18 protein-coding genes and 1 pseudogene are annotated in these 20,296 nt (G+C 46.0%); 10 read left to right on the top strand and 9 right to left on the bottom strand.

Going from position 1 to position 20,296, the window contains the following annotated elements; genetic code table 11:
• Positions 1-11 precede the first annotated feature (11 nt).
• From V5298_RS03300 to greB, 7 genes are all read right to left on the bottom strand, one after another.
• A complete protein-coding gene (locus tag V5298_RS03300; protein WP_332930044.1) occupies positions 12-944 on the bottom strand; it encodes a sugar kinase in 933 nt (310 codons plus the stop codon).
• A gap of 72 nt (positions 945-1,016) precedes the next feature.
• Positions 1,017-2,330, bottom strand: a complete 1,314-nt coding sequence (locus tag V5298_RS03305; RefSeq protein WP_332930045.1) for an MFS transporter — start codon at positions 2,328-2,330, stop codon at positions 1,017-1,019.
• 2 nt (positions 2,331-2,332) lie between these two features.
• Positions 2,333-2,677 (bottom strand): cupin domain-containing protein, encoded by a 345-nt coding sequence (locus V5298_RS03310; protein ID WP_332930046.1) that lies wholly within the window; start codon positions 2,675-2,677, stop codon positions 2,333-2,335.
• Between the two features lie 11 nt (positions 2,678-2,688).
• Entirely contained in the window at positions 2,689-4,842 is a 2,154-nt protein-coding gene (locus tag V5298_RS03315; protein WP_332930047.1) for a heparinase II/III domain-containing protein, read from the bottom strand.
• 66 nt (positions 4,843-4,908) lie between these two features.
• A complete protein-coding gene (locus tag V5298_RS03320) occupies positions 4,909-7,191 on the bottom strand; it encodes a polysaccharide lyase 6 family protein (RefSeq protein ID WP_332930048.1) in 2,283 nt (760 codons plus the stop codon).
• 176 nt (positions 7,192-7,367) lie between these two features.
• Complete coding sequence (locus V5298_RS03325) at positions 7,368-8,246, bottom strand: NAD(P)-dependent oxidoreductase (protein ID WP_332930049.1); 879 nt, start codon at positions 8,244-8,246, stop codon at positions 7,368-7,370.
• Between the two features lie 590 nt (positions 8,247-8,836).
• Complete coding sequence (gene greB, locus V5298_RS03330; RefSeq protein WP_332930050.1) at positions 8,837-9,313, bottom strand: transcription elongation factor GreB; 477 nt, start codon at positions 9,311-9,313, stop codon at positions 8,837-8,839.
• A gap of 220 nt (positions 9,314-9,533) precedes the next feature.
• On the opposite strand from greB, the gene V5298_RS03335 reads away from it, so the two are divergent.
• A complete protein-coding gene (locus V5298_RS03335) occupies positions 9,534-9,812 on the top strand; it encodes a hypothetical protein (RefSeq protein WP_332930051.1) in 279 nt (92 codons plus the stop codon).
• A 243-nt stretch (positions 9,813-10,055) separates the two neighbouring features.
• On the opposite strand, the gene fkpA is transcribed toward V5298_RS03335, so the two are convergent.
• Complete coding sequence (gene fkpA / locus V5298_RS03340) at positions 10,056-10,844, bottom strand: FKBP-type peptidyl-prolyl cis-trans isomerase (protein WP_332930052.1); 789 nt, start codon at positions 10,842-10,844, stop codon at positions 10,056-10,058.
• Between the two features lie 171 nt (positions 10,845-11,015).
• On the opposite strand from fkpA, the gene V5298_RS03345 reads away from it, so the two are divergent.
• The gene (locus V5298_RS03345) at positions 11,016-12,011 is read left to right on the top strand and encodes a hypothetical protein (RefSeq protein WP_332930053.1); all 996 of its coding nucleotides are present in this window, start codon (positions 11,016-11,018) and stop codon (positions 12,009-12,011) included.
• Positions 12,004-12,234, top strand: coding sequence for a SlyX family protein (locus tag V5298_RS03350; protein WP_332930054.1), 231 nt, complete (start codon positions 12,004-12,006; stop codon positions 12,232-12,234). The genes V5298_RS03345 and V5298_RS03350 overlap by 8 nt, the downstream gene beginning before the upstream one ends.
• A gap of 23 nt (positions 12,235-12,257) precedes the next feature.
• On the opposite strand, the gene V5298_RS03355 is transcribed toward V5298_RS03350, so the two are convergent.
• On the bottom strand, positions 12,258-12,464 hold the full coding sequence (locus V5298_RS03355) for a YheV family putative zinc ribbon protein (protein WP_332930055.1): 207 nt from the start codon (positions 12,462-12,464) through the stop codon (positions 12,258-12,260).
• Positions 12,465-12,594: 130 nt separating this feature from the next.
• On the opposite strand from V5298_RS03355, the gene V5298_RS03360 reads away from it, so the two are divergent.
• From V5298_RS03360 to mdoH, 7 genes and pseudogenes are all read left to right on the top strand, one after another.
• The gene (locus V5298_RS03360) at positions 12,595-14,496 is read left to right on the top strand and encodes an ATP-binding cassette domain-containing protein (RefSeq protein ID WP_332930056.1); all 1,902 of its coding nucleotides are present in this window, start codon (positions 12,595-12,597) and stop codon (positions 14,494-14,496) included.
• On the top strand, positions 14,480-14,974 hold the full coding sequence (locus V5298_RS03365) for a TIGR02444 family protein (RefSeq protein ID WP_332930057.1): 495 nt from the start codon (positions 14,480-14,482) through the stop codon (positions 14,972-14,974). The genes V5298_RS03360 and V5298_RS03365 overlap by 17 nt, the downstream gene beginning before the upstream one ends.
• Entirely contained in the window at positions 14,974-15,996 is a 1,023-nt protein-coding gene (locus V5298_RS03370) for a hydrolase (RefSeq protein ID WP_332930058.1), read from the top strand. Before V5298_RS03365 ends, V5298_RS03370 begins: the two co-directional genes overlap by 1 nt.
• A complete protein-coding gene (locus V5298_RS03375) occupies positions 15,993-16,220 on the top strand; it encodes a YheU family protein (protein WP_332930059.1) in 228 nt (75 codons plus the stop codon). The genes V5298_RS03370 and V5298_RS03375 overlap by 4 nt, the downstream gene beginning before the upstream one ends.
• A 4-nt stretch (positions 16,221-16,224) precedes the next feature.
• Positions 16,225-16,332: pseudogene (locus V5298_RS03380) on the top strand (glyoxalase); the annotation flags it as partial.
• A gap of 312 nt (positions 16,333-16,644) precedes the next feature.
• Positions 16,645-18,279: a glucan biosynthesis protein G gene (locus V5298_RS03385; RefSeq protein WP_332930060.1), complete on the top strand. Its 1,635-nt coding sequence runs from the start codon at positions 16,645-16,647 to the stop codon at positions 18,277-18,279.
• The gene (mdoH, locus tag V5298_RS03390) at positions 18,266-20,251 is read left to right on the top strand and encodes a glucans biosynthesis glucosyltransferase MdoH (RefSeq protein ID WP_332930061.1); all 1,986 of its coding nucleotides are present in this window, start codon (positions 18,266-18,268) and stop codon (positions 20,249-20,251) included. The genes V5298_RS03385 and mdoH overlap by 14 nt, the downstream gene beginning before the upstream one ends.
• Positions 20,252-20,296 lie beyond the last annotated feature (45 nt).

The following is a 20,296-nucleotide window of genomic DNA, read 5'->3' on the forward strand; positions in this document are numbered from 1 at the left end:
TCTGTCGTACATTACAACCCGTGTGCGGCCATAGCCTGTATGAATGCCTCTTTTGGCGCGATGGCGCCGGGGTGCTGGATAACGGTGCCTGCTGCTTTGGCTGCCAACTGAACCGCATCGGCAATGCTGTGGTCTGTGAGGCGGGCACCTAAATAGACGCCGTTAAACGCATCACCGGCAGACGTGGTATCGACAACCGTGGTAACAGGAACGATGGGGTGGTGTTCTTTTTCGCCGTTAAGGGATGTGATGACCGACTCTGGACCATTTTTTACCACCACTTCTGTAATCGCATATTGGCGACAAAATGTGAGGACATCCTCTGCGGTTTTAACCCCAAATAATACGGTGAGATCTTCCACACCGGGTAAGGCGACATCACACAGAGCAAATGCTTGTTCGAACTGGGCTACCGCTTCTTCCTCGCTTTGCCATAAACGCGCTCGATAATTAGGATCAAAGACGATGGTGACACCGGCTTCTTTGAGTGCTTTTATTTTTAGCCAAAATGTCGCCCGGTCTTGGGCGTCAATAACGGCCAAGGAAATACCGGAAATAAAAAACATGTCCGCCGTTGCCAAGGTGCGCATCTTGTCATCGGTAAGGAATTCCACCACTTTTTTGGCCGCCGCGTAGCTGCGCCAGTAGGTGAAGCTACGTTCGCCTGTTTCATCGGTTTCGATGTAATACATGCCGGCATTTTTTTCAGGGTGACGGAAAACAAACTCGGTGTTTAAGCCTTCCGCTTTAAAACGAGAAAGCATTTTGTCGCTGAGACTGTCTTGGCCAATGGCTGTTACTACCGAAGCTTGGATATCAGCAAAACAACGTTTCAGGTACACGGCTGAGTTATAGACATCGCCAGCGTATGAGCGACTGATCATATCTTCAGCGTTTTCACGAAGTTCGACCATGCACTCGCCAATAAAGTAAATAGTTTTCATAGCGGTAAGTTACCGTAAATTGTGCAGTGGAAGCGGCAGAGCATCCATAGCCGATGCCGCTTATTTATTTTTTTACTCTGGTTTTTTCAGCGGTTCTATTTTTGGAATGAGGATCCAAACCGCTGCCATTGCAATAATGGCCAAAGAGGCACCGATCACGAAGGCCGGTGTGTAGTTACCATCGGCGGTGAGATACGGAACCAGTGAGGTTAGCCCTACCGCGCCCAATTTGGCTGCCATGCCAGAGAAACCGGATAGCGTTCCTACGGCTTTTTTGCCTAATAGATCGCTGGGTAATGTTTGCACGTTACCAATAGCGGTTTGGAAACCAAACAAAATCACAGCCATGATCAATACGGCAACAACCGGTGCACCGGGGTTGGCCATGGCAAGCAGTGCGGGCAGCATGATGAGACACCCTAAGGTGATTGTCAGCTTACGGGTTTTATCTGCATTCCAGCCGGCCTTAAGTCTGTTTTGTGCCAATAAACCACCAAACCAGGCACCGAACATGGCACCTACATAAGGAACCCAGCCGTAAATACCAATTGATTTGACATCCATGCCATAAACTTCGTTTAAGTAAATGGGGATCCAGAAAACAAATAACCACCAAATAGGGTCGATGGCAGCAGAGGCAATAATAACGCCCCAGCTTTGTTTGCGAGAAAGCAGTTCTAAGGTATCTGGATTGTATTCCTCTTCCGCTGTAACACTGCTAGTTACCGACGCCACTTTGTCGCCGCTGCGTTGTCCGGTGAGGATATATTCCCGTTCTTCTTCACTGATCCATGGGTGAGCGCCGGGTGGGGATTTAACTAAAATCATCCAAGGGAGTAACCAAAGCAATCCCGCAAGGCCCACAATCACGAAAACCATTTGCCAGTTAAAGTAGATGGTTAACATGGCGATTAACGGAATTGCAATGATACCGCCAATGGCTGCACCTGAATTGAAAATACCTTGTGCGAGTGCGCGCTCTTTAGTGGGGAACCACTCTGCATTACCTTTTGCTGCCCCCGGCCAGTTGCCAGCTTCGGCAACACCAAGAATGGCGCGGAAAAAAGCAAAACTTAAGACGCCTTGGGCAAAGGCATGGGCAACCGTTGCCAGTGACCACACACCAATCGACAGAACAAAACCCAGACGAGTACCGACCCAGTCGAAAATTTTCCCAAAGATAGCTTGACCAAAGGCATAGGCAAAAACGAATACGATGGAAATATTCGCGTATATTTGTTTGCGTTCGAGTGCGTTCTTTTCTGGAAAAAGATCATGAACGATGTCAGGCCAGAGCACGCTCAGGGCCTGACGATCGATATAGTTGATAATGGTCGCTAACGCGATAAGCGCGATAACATACCATCGTAAGCCTTTGAGTTTCATAATCAGTCCTCGAGGAAATCTTCACGCGGTGGGCTGAATGTATCAATTAAGCTACCGCCCGTAGGACAAATTGCACCATGCTCCGCATACGGCGGGATGAGGCAGCTGTCACCGGCTTTCAATACCTTGGTTTCCCCATCGATAGTGAAGTGAAACTCACCTTCAACAATGTAGGTTACTTGAGAATGGCGGTGTTTGTGGGTATAGCCTTCCGCGCCCTTTTCAAACCACACTCGTACGGCCATGAGCTCTTCGTTGTAGCCCAGCATCTGACGAGTAAGGCCACCACCTACATCGACAACTTCGGTATCTTTGGTAAAGGAAAAAATATCGCTTTGCTTCTGCATGTTGTTCACTCCTAGTGGTTATCAATCGCATAAACAGCTAGTCGGCCATCTAATGCAAAGTCTTGATTGTTATAGTTAAAAGTTGTTTTTATTGATGCTGCTGACGGATCAGCGTGATTAATGGCGATAAGGTATTGCTTATCGGCAATCGTCAGCTTGGTCAGTGATACGTTACCCTCTTTACTATAGGCAAGATCCGTGACTTTGCTGGTGGCATCTAACGTGTATTCTTTACTTGGGTTGTATTCACCATGGGGCTCTAGTACCGAAATAAAGGTATGAGCCTTGGTATCGGAAACCCGACGAATAAATCCATTTTCGTTGCGTAAATTGAAGTTAGGATCATTTGCGCCAATTTGGGTAAACAGGAATGCCTCGTCACCTTTCACAAGGCTGGTTTGGGTGTAAAAACGCCCGTTCTCGTTTAACCAAGAAACTTTTGCTAAGCCTTTTTCTGGGGTTGCCTTTCCTTTTAACCACAGATGCTGGTAACCAAACTGCTTGCCAAGGGCTGAAATTTGGTCGGTGTAGGCACGAAGATCGAAATTGGTTTCAATCAGTTGACCTTTATAATGAAGAGGAAGATCCAGTTGATGGGGACTATCGGCATTCACGTCAAAGATATCCAGCGCCACCGTGGTTTCAAGCTCTGGCAAATTCACTAATGCCACAGTACGAGCAAGCATGACATCTTTATACGCGGTATCAATTTGTCCACTGGCAACACTGCCAAAGTCACTGCTTTCGAAGAAATTCAGCGTCGGCGCATACTGGTTACCAATTTTAACGTCACCATTAAAATGACTGGTTTCATCTACTACCACGGTGTTATGGGCCACCGTTTGTTTGGCGTAGCTATCATTTTCCGGCAGGTAACGGCCGCCATATTTAGCTTCTACATTGAGAAAACGGGCCGCGCCATAATCGGAAACAATTTCCTGTCCATGGTCGTAGTATTGCCAAGTTAGTTTATCGAAATGACCGTGTCCTAACCCCTGAGCTGCAGGTTTAAACACCAGCGCTTGGTCACCGCCCATGCTACTGCGCATAACCACTAAAGCGCCATCTTTACCATCACTGCCATCACCAAAGGCCACAGAACGATAAACATAGGGTTTCGCTAGCCCTTCGTCTAACGCTTGGGCTACTTTTAGTCCATCACCGGTCAGCACAATTTGATGTTGTTGTTGGGCGATGTCCAAATATTCAGGATTGAGCGTCAGGGCATAGGCTACAGCAACACCGTGCACTAACTCGATGGTATCGATGCCTTTACTCTTGATGGAGTCATTGATGGGGAAGAACAGTCCGTTGTAGCTCAGCTGAATGGCGGTATCAATGGCTTTAAGTAGTACACCATCTCGATGGGCAAAGATATGGCGCTGAGGATCGTTATTTTCAATTGCACGGGCAAAGGTAACGAAAGGCAGCAGGGCAAATCTGTGATAATACGGGCCTTCGTTGTAGTAACCTTGGGGAGAAAAGAGTTTATCCAGTTGCTTTAAAAAGCCACCCTTACCGGATTTATCCAGATCATATAATGCCTTTTCCACCCATTCAGGTTCATTTAATACATATCCAGCCATGCCCACACCGGTTGTTGCCCAAGTGCCGTGGTTATGAACCTTGTTAAAGGTGGAGGGTTGGCCTTCTGATAAGAAAAGCGCAACGGGTTTTAGTAAGTTGCCTTCAATGGTATCAATTTGCGATGGCGTTAAAGCGTCATGCACGAAATCATAGGCTTGGATAGTGTAAACCAGCCACATGGCTTCATTTAGACTTTGCCAAAACAGTTTACCTGGGTTTTGCGACTTCACTTTGCGTTTGGGGTGTAACCCTAGCGTGGGGTACAGATTGGCATAAGCAAGCAGCATATCCCGTACATAATCTGCGTATTTTTCATCCTGACTAAGCTGGTAAATGATCCCCGCGTTGTACATCAGTTGATAATTTTTCTTATGGCGTTCGTGAGTATAGCCACCACCACCATCTTTAGGTACAGGTACGGTGATCGGTTGCTTTATTTGTTCATCTACCTGTGTTTTTAACGCATGGTAAGCGTCGCTGAAACTGCCTTCTTTTTCAATAGCTTGACGCATGTTAGTCACGTCACTTTGCGTGATCACCAGGTTCGGATGTGCAGCCTGTGCGTTAAAAGCAAGCATGCTAGTAACCATTGTGCAGAGTAATAGAAAATGCCTCGTTTTAAACAAATTGGTAAACATTATTGGTTACTCCGCCGGTGGATTAAGTAGGGTGTTGTCTTGAATGACCGCGGTATGCGGTCCTTTTGCCCAAAGCTCAGTGACAACCGGTTGGGCCGTTCCATCGAAGGTGTTGTTAATAATCTGGGTTTTAGGTTCGCCTACAGTGTGGTTAACAATGAGAGGGCGTGCATTTTTGAATGTATTGTTGTGGATGTTGGTAACCTGAACACCCTGTAGGAACACACTGGCCTGTTCATGGTTGCGTTTACCGAAGCCGACGGTATCAACGGTGTTACCCGCCATTTCAAAATGCGGGCCGAAAGTACTTTCGTCCGTGCCACCGCGATAAAGCTTCACCAGTGCGCCTTCAATGTTTTTAAATGTGTTGTTTTCTAAGGTAACGTATTCCGCGTTATAAATGCCTAAATCTTCAATTTCTTTATTCAGTTGAAGGACATCACCGGTAACCGTGCTAATAGTATTGTTACGCAGTGTAATATGGTCAGCAAAAGCGCCTTTTCCAGAAACAAACACATGGAATGAATGGTTAATGTCTAAATCCGTAAGTGTGGCGTTAACCAGCATGAAGCGGTAGTTATTCAACATGCCCCATTTTTGCGTGCGAACCACGCTGTTACCCGCAGCATCAGGACTGGCGTGGCCAGAAATGTTCAAGCCGTCAATTTTGAGACTACCACCGTTATGAATTTCAAACAGCGCAGTACGTTCAAATGACAATGTTGTTTGGCCTTTTTCTTTGGCTTTAATCGTTAGGGTTTTATCAATTGTTACCAGTTTAGGCACGGTAAATGCGCCTGCTGCCAGTTCAATAATATCCCCAGATTCAGCTTGCTCGATGGCATCTAAAAGAGCCGTAGCAGAAGCGGCTACCTGATGTACGTTTCCTGAATCAAAATCAACGCTCGCGGGAGTTTTGGGGTACCAATCTACGCCGGTTTCATCTTTAGATAGCACCTTAAGATCTTGCTTCACGCCCGCGGTGATAGCCGTTGAGGCAGGATAGCGTAAACCGTTTTCCCCAGTGGTCAGGTTTACGTCTTGAGTGGCAACACCACTACCGATTTCAGGCAGTACCTGAGTATTTGCCACGTTACCGCTAAAGGTAATTCCGGAGATGTCGTCAAAGGCGGTAAAGGGCTGTTTGCCGTCTTCGTTAATGATGAGGTTGTTTTTAATCACACTATCAATTGGTGTAGCAGTACGTTCAGCATCGCTACCGGCAGCCAGTTGAAAATGTGCCACATTGATAAAGGTGTTGTTTTCTACCGTTGCGTTTTCGACCTGATTGTAACGATTGATAGGCGAGTTAGGCACGCCATTCATGATGGTAAAGCCACCACCGAAACGATAGCCGGTAAGACCTTCTAGATAGTTGTTGCGCACTATCTGATCTCGGTTGATGATACGAATACCGCCGGTGTGAGGAACGCCGTTACCCAAAAATACGTTTTCTTCTACAGTGTTTCCGTTCCCGTGACGTAAGGTTAACGTGCCGCGGGCTTCATAAAATACATTGCCGCGAATGATATTTTTCCCTGATTTCACAGAGATAATTTCAACTTCACCATCGGTATGTTCAAAGTAGTTATTTTCTACCAGGGTATGAGAATCAGAAAGTGAATAATGGCTAGTACCGATACGCAGGGTTTCGCCGCCGTTAGAGCCAAAAGTCGGGCGATAGCCAAAGTAGTTATGATCGATACGGTGATAATTTTGTTGGCTGTCTTCTGTTGTCAGACGAACCGCCACGGTCACCCCTTTATTGCGTTTGCCCACAATGTGGCTGTGATCAAGACGGTTATGACGGCCGTAAAAGGCAACCCAGTAATCGGATTCTTGTTTGTCTGGATTGTTAAAGTTATCTATGACCACTTCGGTGACGCGAGAGTGGTAAGCCAGCGCTTTTTTGTGACGAAACTCAATAACGGCGCTGCTGGGGGTATGGCCATTTTTAAAGACCAAACCACTGGCTACCAAATAATCCCCGGCTAGTTTTAAGCTGGACTCGCCAGATAATATCACTTTGCCTTTGGTTTCAGCTTTTAGCGTGATTGGGGCGTCTTTTGAGCCATGACCTTGCAAGACAATTTCGAAATCTGTCCACGTACCATTTTTAAGAATAACCGTATCGCCGGCCACGAGATTATTGGCGATATCCTGATAGTCTTGCTGATTTTCAACAATGTACGTGTTGGCGTTAGTATTGGTGTCAGTATTGGAGTTGATTGAGGAGCAGGCCATTAGAATCGTGCTAAGCGCGATTAAGTAAATCCACATGAAACGCATAGATAACTCTTCTTCTTTGAAACCAGATCGTGAACCTGAAAATCGCTTGGTAGACATACCCTATAATTCAGAACAGGCAAATCCAGTGGTTATAAAAATCATCGAAAGCGCGGGCGTTGTGCGATGGAAAGCTATTGGCGTCCACACAATGGACGCCCGCATTGTCAACAACGTACTTATTTACTTAACTTTAAAAAGTAGTCGAAGATTTCAGGAACGTTACCGTCCCCCATGCCTGCATCGAAGGCTGCTTGCAGGTTCGCAGACGAGCCTTCAGCAATTTTAGATTCCGTACCTAAATCTTCTACCATTTGTAAAAAATAACCTAAGTCTTTGTTTGCATTGGCAATGGAGAAGCCAAGATCACTGACATTATCCACAGCATAATTTTTACAGAATTGCATAAATGGTGACGATGAAGGCCCTGTAGACATAATGTCGAACAGTTGTTGTCTGTCTACACCGGCGCGATCTGCCACTGCGAAAGCTTGTGACATGGCACAAACCGTTGTCATACCCATAAAGTTGTTAATCAGCTTTGTGGTATGTCCTGCACCGAGGGCTCCCAGGTGGAAAACGTTCTCACCTTGGTCTTCCAATACAGGCTTCACTTTATTAAACGTATCGATATCACCGGCAGCCATGATGTTCAGCAAACCATCTTTGGCGTGCGCAGGAGTACGACCTAAAGGCGCATCAATCATGCCAATGCCTTTAGCGGCAAGATCAGCACCGATTTTGCGGGTTGACGCAGGAATGGATGTACCAAAATCGATAAGTACAGAACCTTCCTTCATTCCAGCCAAAACACCGTCTTCGGCATAAATGACTTTTTCTACGATGTTAGATGTGGTTAAGCACAGCATAACAATATCCGCATCGGCGGCGAGGGCTTTACCCGTTGTTGCTGCTTTCGCTCCGCGGGCAACACACGCATCCACGGCATCTTTGTTCAGATCCATAACGATAAGATCGTAACCGCGTTTTTGCAGGTTCTCGACCATATTGCCGCCCATTAAGCCGAGACCGATGAATCCAATGACAGGTTTTGACATGAAAAACTCCTAAAATATTTGGCGCACTTACTCGGGTTGAATATTTGCCTGTTCTAGGCACGTCATCACCCGTACTAAATTCTCTATTACGTTGCCAGTACCAGCACGTTAGAAACGTGCAATACCCGCCGAAAAAATGTTGGGGGTACAATGCAAAACGTTCGTTATACCGATATAGCCTGGTTGCTTATTCTTCGTGCTAACCAATCAGCATACCAAAAACACTATTCCTACCTTGCCAATTTGTCAACCAATAATTAACATTTGGCTACAATCTGTGAACTTAAATTATTGCCTAAAACCTGACTTCTAAGCGATAAAATAACGTTTAGTTGGTGGCGGTTGAAATGAAAGTTTTAATAAATTGTTACTGTATCATGCTGTTTTAATTGCTTTTTATTTTGCTTCTTGTGACGAAGTAAGAGGAGGTAAGGGATTAAATAGTAGGGGGAAACAGCCTAAATGGAAGTATGAAAATGCTGTTAAATTTCTGATTTGGCTAAAGGGGGGAATTGGTAATAACATAAGGTGAACTGGTAATAACAGGGTGTGAAGTGCTCATGTTCATGAACCCATATCGCTTAAGGTTGTTATTTTTCATATTCAATGCGGTTGATGTACCAGGTTTTAATGCCCTCAGGGGTATTAACCGTTGCCGTTTCATCGACCTCTTTTTTGAGTAAGGCTCGGGCCATGGGTGAGTCTATGGAAATAAAGGTTTTATCTTCGCCGTATATTTCCTCGGGGCCAACAATACGTACTGAACGAATATCCCCAGCGTCATTTTCTATTTCAACACGGGCTCCAAAAAATACCCGCCCTTCCTGTTCCGGCGCATAATCCACAATTTTCAGCCGTTCCAGGCACTTCCTTAAATACCGTACACGGCGATCAATTTCCCGCAGGCGTTTCTTGTTATATTGATAGTCGGCATTTTCGCTGCGATCCCCTAAACTGGCCGCCCATGCGACCTTCCGTGTGGTTTCCGGTCTTTCCACCCGCCACAGGTGATCTAACTCTTGTTGTAGTTTTTCGTAACCTTTACGGGTAATCAGGGGTGTTCGCATAATCATTATTCGCTATGTTTATGATTTCTTTACTCATATATACGTTAAGCTGGTCGATAACAGAGTAACTATTTGGATATGCTTCGTTAGTTTTGCAACCTTATGCATGACAACTGCATAAAATATGAACATAATTGAACATATCGTCTGTAATAATGTCCTAAAAATAGTTTTAGTGATATTTGTCGATACTTTCAGAACGAGACCAGCGGGTAATTCTATGCAAGATGATCAAGCTTTCAACAAATCAAAGCGACATGGCGTGTCAGCCACTGCAAACGGAATTACCATAGCCGGGTTTTTGCTTTTCTTAACCGGCGGAATATTGTTTGCTATAGGCATGATAGACATTTTGGTACGTATAAACAGCCTTAAAACGGCATTAATGTTAGTGGGTGGACTTGTTTCGTATAAAGTGGGCCTAGTTATGATCCGTCATTGTGCCACATTACGCACCCGTACAGAACGACGCCGTCATCTACTTTCAGGTAGTAGCTAACAACCAAAAATAATAATCATACTTTTTTTAGTGCGAAACGTTTTATAAAACACCTATAAATATGTGTAAATTGAGCTAGTATAAAAAGTGAACAATATGTTTACGCATACCATTCTGGCTCGGATTCTTATTCGAGCACGCGCTTGAACCTAAACAGGCGATATGCACGTAAGGACTCACAGTGGGTACGGAGTTACCATAAAAAAAGCCGACGTTAAGTCGGCTTTTTTACATCAGAATTTCTTACTCGCTTTGGCTATCGTCGGCTTGCTCAACCACTTCAAGCAACTCCACATCAAAAATCAACGTTGAGTTGGGGGTGATTAAGCCGGTAGAGCGCTCACCGTAGGCGAGGTCCGCAGGAATAACGAAACGGTACTTGGCGCCTTCTTTCATTAATTGAACGCCTTCGGTCCAGCCTGGAATAACACGGTTTAATGGGAAGATAACCGGTTCACCACGTTCGTAAGAAGAGTCAAAAACGGTGCCATCAATAAGAGTGCCGTGATAATGCACTTTTACTGTGTCTGTGGCAGATGGGCTTTTGCCTGTGCCTTCTTTAATGACTTCATACTGAAGGCCAGAATCAGTGACAACTACCCCGTCTTTTTTCGCATTTTCGGCCAGGTAATCTTCACCTATCTTAATATTTTCTTCGGCGGCTTTAGTGGCCATTTCCTGTTGCTTGGCGCGCAACTGCTCTTCACCGGCTTGGGCGAATTTTTGAATGTCGCCAGTGGAGAATTTAGTTTCATTATTCATGGCATCAAGAAAGCCTTCTTTGAGGGCTTCTTTGTCCAAAGGTAAGCCGACTTGGTCTTGTTGCTTTGCGCGGTTAGTCACAAAAATACCCATGCTGGCGCCCATGGCGTAAGCATGTTTTTGCGCTTCAGTCATATCTACCGCCGCACTGTCTTGTGTAGAAGTTTCCTTGGCTGCCATATCTTCTTTTGTTTTATCATCTGTATTCGGTTGACAGGCAAACAAACCAAGTGCAGCTACTGTCGATAAGGCGACTAGCGACTTACGCATAAAATTCTCCATTAAAGTAAAAAAGTGAGTCAGACTTCACGTCCAACTTATTCGAGTTATAAATTAATAAATCCTAAAAAATGATCAACGTAAAAATCTTTTTGTTAAATTGATCTTCATTTATCCATGCTATGGTAAATGCAGGCGTAGATAAAGCGAAACCTGTAAGACATGATTCATCGACGATTGTTCCAAAGAACACTATCACTGGCATTTTTTATCCTGACACTGTGCAGTTGCTCGGTGCCCGAAACGAACCCTTTAGACAAATGGTGGCATGCGGAAGGGGGAATTTTCGCCGCGGATATTTCCCCCGACGGCAAATTTAGCGTGGTTTCCGGTGTGGACAACGGTATTAATGTTTGGCGTAACACTGACAATAAATTGTTGTATCATTGGCGTCACCAAAGTGAAGGCAACAATTTGGTTATTGCTATTCATATATCATCGGATAACAAATATGTGGTGACGGCGGATCGTGGAGCCTTTGCACTTTGGAGTATCGAAACCGGTGATCCTGTGGGTTTTTGGCGTATTGATGAGTCGTCTATTCGGGATGTGGCGGTTGCGGACGATGGCAAGGGAATACTGGTTGGCCGCTCTAATGGCCATGTTATGTATTTTGAGCCGCAAACGGGTCGGCGACTGGAATTTCTGGGGCATCAGGAACGCATTAATAGCGTCGATATATCGCCCAATGGAAAATATGCCCTCACCGGCGGCAATGACTATATGGCGTACTTGTGGAGTACCGACAGCGGACAAATCATTCATACCTTTCCCCACAGTAGCCGCATTTCAAAAGTGGCACTGGATGATAAAGGACGGTACGCCTTTACCGCCGACAGTAAGCAGGATTCGAAAATATGGAACGTACAAACAGGTGCGACTGTCAGTAACCTCAAGTATATTGCACGTCAGAAAATATTCACCGATGCGGTGTTTTCTGATGACGGTAAGTCGTTACTGACTGGTGCGCCTTCCCGACGTATTTATCGCTGGAATGTGAGAAGCGGAAAACTACAGGAAGAATGGAAGGTGGCCCCCAAAGAAGGCACAAGACCAGCGAGTGCCGTAGTTTATGCGGTGGGCTTTATGCCAAATGGCAAGTTGCTTTCAGAAAGCAGCAGTGGGTTAGCAGAATTATGGGCAATAGAAGATGAGTAATCCGACAACGATGAATGATGCCATACAGGCTATTGAAGAATTACAAACAAAAATAGCGTTTCAAGAACATACCATTGAAGCCCTCAATGAGGCGTTAACGGCGCAACAGTACCAGATAGAAAAATTGCAAGTGCAGATGCGTCATGTTATGGAAAAGGTCAAAGGATTCGAACCTTCAAATATTGCTAAATTGTCAGATGAGGCGCCACCGCCCCACTATTAAAATTACACCCTGTGGGGCGCGGGTTATTCGGGTTTAAAAACACCAATCACATTTTCATCCTGTCGGGTTTCAGCGCTAACTTTTTGGTCGGCTTGAGACTGGGTGTATCCGCATTGTACGCATTCGAGTTTTTCAACATTGTTTTCAAAATACAACATGATTTTATCCATAGAACCGCACTTAGGACAGGTGGCGCCGGCTATAAAACGTTTTCTCTTGCGCGCAGTCATGCTTGTCTCCTGTGTCATAGTAGAAAATGCGCTGATTTTTTATAGTGGTGGTATGTGCGTTAAAAACAAGCCACAACTACAGTGAGTTTGCTATCATACGCCGCTTAAATTGAAGGACAACCACGTAGGCATGATTACTCTATCTGACATAACGTTAATGCGCGGCAGCAAAGTGCTGTTAGAAAACGCATCGGTGCAACTTTTCCCTGGCCACAAAACCGCCCTTATCGGCAGCAACGGTTGCGGTAAATCCAGTTTGTTTGCCTTGCTCAGACAAGAATTGTCGGTGGATGCCGGTGAGTGTCAGGTGCCAGCCCAATGGCGTATTGTGAGTGTGGCCCAAGAAACCCCAGCGGTAGCACGCAGTGCCATAGATTACGTTATTGATGGCGACGCCCACCTACGGGGTTTGCAGCAAGCCTTAATCGATGCCGAAGCCAAGCAAGACGGGGACGCCATGGGGCGTATACATGGCATGCTTGAACATGCCGGTGCCTATGATGTGGAAGCCCGCGCCGCCACTATTTTAGCCGGTTTAGGGTTTACCACCGCCCAGCTAACCTCCCCGGTAACAGACTTTTCCGGGGGCTGGCGAATGCGTTTGAATCTGGCGCAAGCTTTATTGTGTCCCTCCGATTTGCTATTGCTCGATGAGCCCACTAACCACCTAGACTTAGATGCAGTTATCTGGCTGGAAAAATGGTTACAGCGCTACGCCGGCACCTTGTTATTGATCAGCCACGATAAGGCCTTTATCGATAATACCGTGGAACAAATTGTGAGTGTTGAGCAGCAAAAACTGGTGACCTACACGGGTAACTATTCGGCCTTTGAGCGCCAACGGGCCGAGCGACTTCGTCTGCAAAATATCGAGTTTCAAAAACAGCAGGATAAAATTGCCCACCTTGAATCCTTTATTAATCGCTTTAAAGCGAAAGCCAGTAAAGCGAAGCAAGCCCAAAGTCGCATTAAGCAGTTAGAAAAAATGGAGCAGCTATTGCCTGCCCATGCTGCCAGTGAGTTCAGTTTTGAATTTGCGCCTCCTGCTGGCTTGCCCAACCCGCTTATTCAGATGCGTGATGTAAAACTCGGTTACGGTGAACAGGTGATACTGAGTAACGTAAAGCTCAATTTGGTGCCGGGCAGTCGTATTGGTTTGCTAGGCCGTAATGGGCAGGGTAAATCAACACTGATTAAACTTTTAGCCGGTGTTCATGGGCCTATGGAAGGGAGCTTTACCGCAGCAAAAGGGCTAAATGTGGGGTATTTCGCCCAGCATCAGCTGGAATACCTTGATCCAGAGGCCTCTGCATTACTGCATTTACAACGGCTGGATAGTAAAACCACCGAGCAGGCGCTACGGGACTTTTTAGGCGGCTTTGGGTTTCATGGTGATCAGGCATTAGCGCCGGTGGCCCCCATGTCTGGCGGCGAAAAAGCCCGCTTAGTGTTGGCGCTCATTGTTTATCAGAAACCCAATTTATTACTCCTTGATGAACCAACAAACCACCTCGATCTGGAAATGCGTCATGCGTTGAATATGGCGTTGCAAGGATTTAGTGGGGCCATGGTGCTGGTTTCTCACGATCGTTTTTTGTTGTCGTCGGTGTGTGAAGATTTCTATCTTGTGGACAGTGGCAGCGCGGAGCCGTTTAATGGTGACCTGGACGATTATCGTCAGTGGATCCTCGCTCAGCAGCCAAACGATAAAGACAACAAAGAAGAGAAACCGAAAATTGATCGTAAGGCTGAAAAGCGCCGTGAAGCCGAGTTTAGACAGTCAGTAGCACCGCTAAAAAAAGCCATAGAGAAACACGAAAAGGCCATGGAAAAGGTCTCCCTCGCATTATCAGAAGTTGAAACGGAATTGGCAGATCCTGCGTTGTATGACGATACTAATAAAGCGAGGCTGTTAGCCTTGCTTGAAAAGCAGACAACACTCAAACAGCAAATGGATGATCATGAAGCAGCTTGGTTAGAAGCGCAGGAAACCATCGAATTGACAAGGGCGGAGTATGAATCTGAACGCTGATACATTTTGGCAGTACAGTTTACAGGTATATGGAAACAAAAAGGTGGCGGATACCGCATTGGCACTGCAAGATTCCTATCAGGTTAATGTGAATATGTTGCTGTTGCTTTGCTGGTGCACTGATAAGGGCGCGGTGGTGACATTAAATCAATGGGAAGTGCTAAAAGCAGCCATTGTGACGTCGGATGACAAGCTACAAAAACACCGTAAATTACGTCGTCAGGCAAAGTTAGCTAGGCCGTTTAATGACGAGGCATATACCCGTTTAAAACAACAGGAATTGGCCCTGGAGATGGAACAGCAAGATGTACTGACCACCGTATTTAATCGTATGGATGTGGAGTATGTACCATTAAAAGGCATTAACGGCAGTGTGGCAGGTTTTATCAACCTTTATGCCCTGCGAAAAAACGAAGAGGCCGTAAAGTGGGTAACCTACGTACTTAAATTGTCCCAATCGAACATTCCGCTTTCCTAATGGCCCTTCCCGACCATGGTCATGGTGTGGTTCAGCGCAGTGCTTTTACGCCACCCCGTTGGGCCCAAAACCCCCATATCCAAACCATATGGCCCCGTTTTGTGCAAAAGCGTCAGCCTGTTCATTTTCGCTGGGAGCGGATTGAAACAGAGGATGGCGACTTTGTGGATTTAGCCTGGGGCCCCGTTCCTGCCTCACTTTCAGGTTTGGTGGTGATGTTTCATGGCTTAGAAGGCAGTATCCGATCTCATTATGCTATCGATACCATGGCCGCATTGAGCGCCCAGGGCTGGCAGGTGGTGATGATGCATTTTCGTGGCTGTAGTGGCGAGGTCAACCGTACGCCCAGAGCTTATCATTCCGGAGACACCCAGGATGCGGTGTATATTCTCGAACTTTTACATCAACGCTTCCCCGGCTTGCCCAAGGTCGCCATCGGGTTTTCCCTCGGGGGGAATATGTTGCTTAAGTTATTGGGCGAGCAGCCCGATCAGCCCTGGCTTGAAGCCGCAATGGCGGTCTCGCCACCGATGAAACTTGATGTATGCAGTACCAGTATCAACCAAGGCTCCTCGCGGTTTTATCAAGGTTATTTGATCAGAAGTATGAAAAAAACGCTGATGAAAAAAATGGCGATGATGGATTATGGCAGCTTAATTGATCTTAATGTCGAGCAGGTGAAAAAACTGCGTACATTTCGCCAATTTGATGACAAGGTAACCGCACCGCTACATGGGTTTGCCGACGCATTAGATTATTATGAGAAATGCAGTGCCTTTCGTTATTTAGGCGCAATTCATTGCCCAACGCTTATTATCCATAGCTTGGACGACCCCTTTATGAGCCCACAAATTGTGCCCCAAGCCAGTGACTTATCCCCCAGGGTGACACTCGAACTTAGCGAGTTTGGTGGCCACGTTGGATTTATGCAGGGCGATATACGAAACCCCACAGTTTGGCATCCACAACGTGCCATTGATTATTTCACCCCGTATTTATCCGCTAAAGGCGAGATTTTATGATCATACCCATTGAAGAGTTAGATAAAGAGACCCTGACCAATATCGCTGAGTCTTTTGTATTACGTGAAGGGACCGACTACGGTGAGATTGAAGCCAGCTTTGAAGATAAAGTGAACCAGGTGCTGCGTTCTTTGCAAAAAGGCGATACGGTGTTGGTGTATTCTGAATTACATGAATCCGTTAATATTCAGGATAAACGAGAATATGATGCTTCCGAACAATAACTTAGGTGAAAAGTCGTATCGCATGATTTATACGGACCTATTTGGCAATATCCTTGAAATCTATAGCCATAATTATGAATTACATTATGGTCGTGGCGCGTATACGGGCTGATTGAAAAAATCACCCATAATTACCGTGTAATTATGGGCCCGTATCAGCCATGGGCACGGGCAAATGTTGACGAATTATTCCCCAGTGTATGCGATAGGCAACAGAAACCCTTATTTACTCAGCATACTGTAAATTTTCCACAAGCTATAAATTGTTCAGTTCCAAACGCAACTCCCAATGGCCTTTATTAACAAGGCCTGCAGCGATGTCGCTAGGCTAACTTTATTGTGGTTTGGTTTTTGCATTAAGCCTCCTAAAGTTTAATAAAAATACATCCTTTGGGATCTTTACATTTAAATGGAGCAGGAACCTATGTTGCCGCGTAATTTGTTAGCGACAAACACGGAATTATTATTTTCAATGGGTGGTGCGTCCAGTGGGATTTTTTCAGTGCGTCCTGCGGTGCTCCGAGCTTTTATTTTTTGTCTGTGTTTTGCTTTCAGTGCATTGAGTTTGGCCGATGAGATTGCAGAAGAGAACCTGCCTGCCGGAAAGCCTATTTTAAATCGGATCATTGAAGAGGCTAGAATCAGTGCCGAGCAAGATTATGTGGTTAACGATCACAATCTGGCTCAAGAACTCAAAGACATCGATTATCAAACCTATCGTCAAATTCGTTTCAACCCTGACAAAGCCTTGTGGAAAAACAAGCACGATTATGAGGTCCAGTTTTTTCATCCCGGTTTTTTGTATCAGCAACCTGTCTCTGTGGTCACTATTGCGCCGGATAACAGCGAAAATTTACTGACCTTCAACAGCGATAAATTTATTTACGAAAAAAATGCCCAGCCTTTGGCAAAACTAACGGATGAGAATAGCGGGTATGCTGGTTTTCGTATTCATTACCCCATAAAAAACAAAAACTACAAAGATGAATTTGCCGTATTTTTGGGGGCGTCTTACTTTCGTTTGGTGGGAAAAAACCAGGTTTACGGTATTTCCGCCCGTGGACTTGCCGTTAACACGGCCATGCCTGAAGGCGAAGAATTCCCACATTTTACCCAGTTTTGGTTGATCGAGCCTCGCGCCGGACAACCGATAAAAATTTACGCACGTCTGGAAAGCCCATCAGTGTCAGGTACTTACAGTTTTGAACTGATGCCAGGAAAAGACACTACCATGGAGGTGAAAAGCTGGATTTTTGCCCGTCAAGATGTGGACAAATTAGGGGTTGCGCCTTTTACCAGTATGTTTTTATACGGTGAAAATTCCCAACAGCGTCATGACGATTACCGTCCTGAAGTTCATGACAGCGATGGCGTACTTATGCTTAACCACGTGGGTGAAGTGATTTGGCGACCCCTGACCAACCCCCGTCGTTTGCAGGTGACCTCACTGAGTGACATTAAACCCCAGGGGTTTGGCATGCTGCAACGGGATACGGATTTTGCCAACTACCTTGATGCAGAAGCGAACTATCACTTGCGTCCGAGTCTGTGGGTAACGCCGAAAGTAGGCTTCGACAAAGGTAAGTTGGAAATTGTTGAAATACCTACCGACTCAGAAGTGCATGACAATATCGTAGCCTACTGGGTGCCTGATACGCCCTTTTTGGCTGGAGAAAGCCGTTATTTTGCTTACACCCTTAAAACCGTAGAAAAGCAACCTATGCGGTACGGGTTAGCGACAGTGGTACGCACCCGTCAAGGTGCTAGTCGATTACCCGGCTTTGAAACAACAGAAGAACGACATATACGACGCTTCGTTGTGGATTTTGAATTGCCCGACGGAATGACCGTTAACCCCGACAAAGTGAATCTTATTCTCGATGCGACTAACGCCCAAGTAGAGCAGGCCAAAGTGTTTGCCGTGGATGGCGGGAATAGCGTGCGTGTGACGTTCCTGGTTATTCCAAAGAGCGATGCTGCTGTCGATATGCGTATGTTTTTGAATCAGGACGAAACCCAGATGAGTGAAATATGGAGCTATGTCTATGAGCCACAGTAACCGAGATACATTATCTGTAAAGCAGTTTCGATTAAGCGTGAGAGGTCGCAGCTGGCGATTGCTGTTCATGTTTACCCTTGTTGCTGTATCTACTGCGTTGGCAGGATATAGCATGTTTGAAATTTTTCGTCCCAACCGCTTTACCGAGCTGGAAATGATCCAGCTTGGTTTGGCCATGGTGTTGTTTGTTTGGCTTACCATGTCGTTTTGGACTGCCGTTATCGGTTTTTTACTCAAGCTGTTTCACATCGACCCCTTGTCGTTGCGTCGTGAGATTGCCAAGTCCGATACGTCACTACCCATTTTTCGACGCCACGCCATCGTTATGCCTGTGTACAACGAAGATACCCAGCGCATTATGGTTGGGTTTGAGGCCTGTGTGCGGGAAATCATGGCCAGTGACTATGCGGACAAATACGATTTCTACATGCTTAGCGATACCCAAAATGACGAACTGGCTGTTGCTGAACTTAAAGCTTGGCAGCGTCTCCAGTTACGTTTAGGCAAAAAAGCGCCTAACACCTATTACCGCAGACGGGAAGACAACTGGGGACGAAAAGTTGGTAACATCACCGACTTTTGTGAACGCTGGGGTGGACAATACGAGTCGATGCTGGTCTTGGATGCCGATAGCGTGATGTCAAAAGCACGCATATTGGATATGACGCGCCGTATTGAGACCAACCCCGAAGCGGCCATGATTCAAACCATCCCCATGCCTGTGCGTCAGGACACGTTTTTTGGTCGTTTTGTACAGTTTGCTGCTCATTTATATAGCCCCATGCTGGCCACGGGCTTGTCCTTCTGGCAGACAGACAGTGCCAATTATTGGGGCCATAACGCCATTATCCGTGTTGAGCCCTTTATGCAACATTGTGGCTTGCCCACGTTAAAAGGGCGGGCACCGTTTGGTGGCGATATTCTAAGTCATGATTTCGTTGAAGCCGCCTTGTTACGCCGCGCAGGTTGGGAGTGTTATCTTATTACCGACACTGATGGCTCTTATGAAGAAGTGCCCGGCAATATGGTGGATTATGCTATTCGTGATCGTCGCTGGGTACAGGGGAACATTCAACACCTTGGTTTATTGCGTACCAAAGGGTTAAAACTCACCAATCGGTTGCACTTTAGCTTTGGTGCCTTTGCTTATATGTCATCATTATTGCTGTTTTTAATGTTAATGGCAGGTACCGCTGATGCGTTAGTGAAAGCTTTGGTTGATCCTGTGTATTTCACCTCGGCTCATCAACTCTTTCCCGACTGGCAAATAGCCCGGGAAGGACTCATGATTTTAACGTTGTGGGGCACCATCGCCTTGCTGTTCATGCCTAAAATGCTAGGCTTGCTTTTGACCATTATCCAACGTCGTAAGGATTTTGGTGGCGTCTTTAGATTGCTGTTTGGCAGTGTGGTGGAATTATTTATGGCCGTACTGATCGCACCTATGATGATGTTCTATCACAGCTATTTTGTGATTAGTGTCTTTATTGGGCATCAGGTGAAATGGGAAGCCCAAGCGCGAGAAGGGCGCATGGTGCCTTGGAAGGTGGCTATTTCTAAAGCAGCAGTAATGACAGTATTGGCGGCAGCATGGGGTGGCGCAACATTTTACTACACGCCCTCTTTATTCCTGTGGTTGTTACCTGTATTAACCGGGATGGTTTTTGCTGCTCCCATTATTCGCCTAACCAGTAGTGCCACCTTAGGGCGTGTGTGTCGCAAACTCGGTATCTTTGTTATCCAAGAAGAAATACGGGAAGCAGCGGTATTAAAAGAAGTGCGTGTAGAGATGGAAAAGTTCGATATTGCCGGGTTAGCACAATTTAATGCCATAGTGCCGTCTTTACCGATGGCGCATCCTGCCCACATGCAAGTGCAAGATCTCAAAAAAGCGCCGTTACCAAAACGGCAGAGGGTATTGCCAAGAGCAGAAGTGCTGAGATTAAACGCGAAAAGGAAAACTGCGGCTTAATTGTAATGGCGGGCTCTAGTCTAAGATTGGCGTGACCGGATTGTC

Origin of the sequence: Alteromonas sp. 14N.309.X.WAT.G.H12 (genome assembly GCF_036697315.1) — a bacterium.
Lineage (GTDB): Bacteria > Pseudomonadota > Gammaproteobacteria > Enterobacterales > Alteromonadaceae > Alteromonas.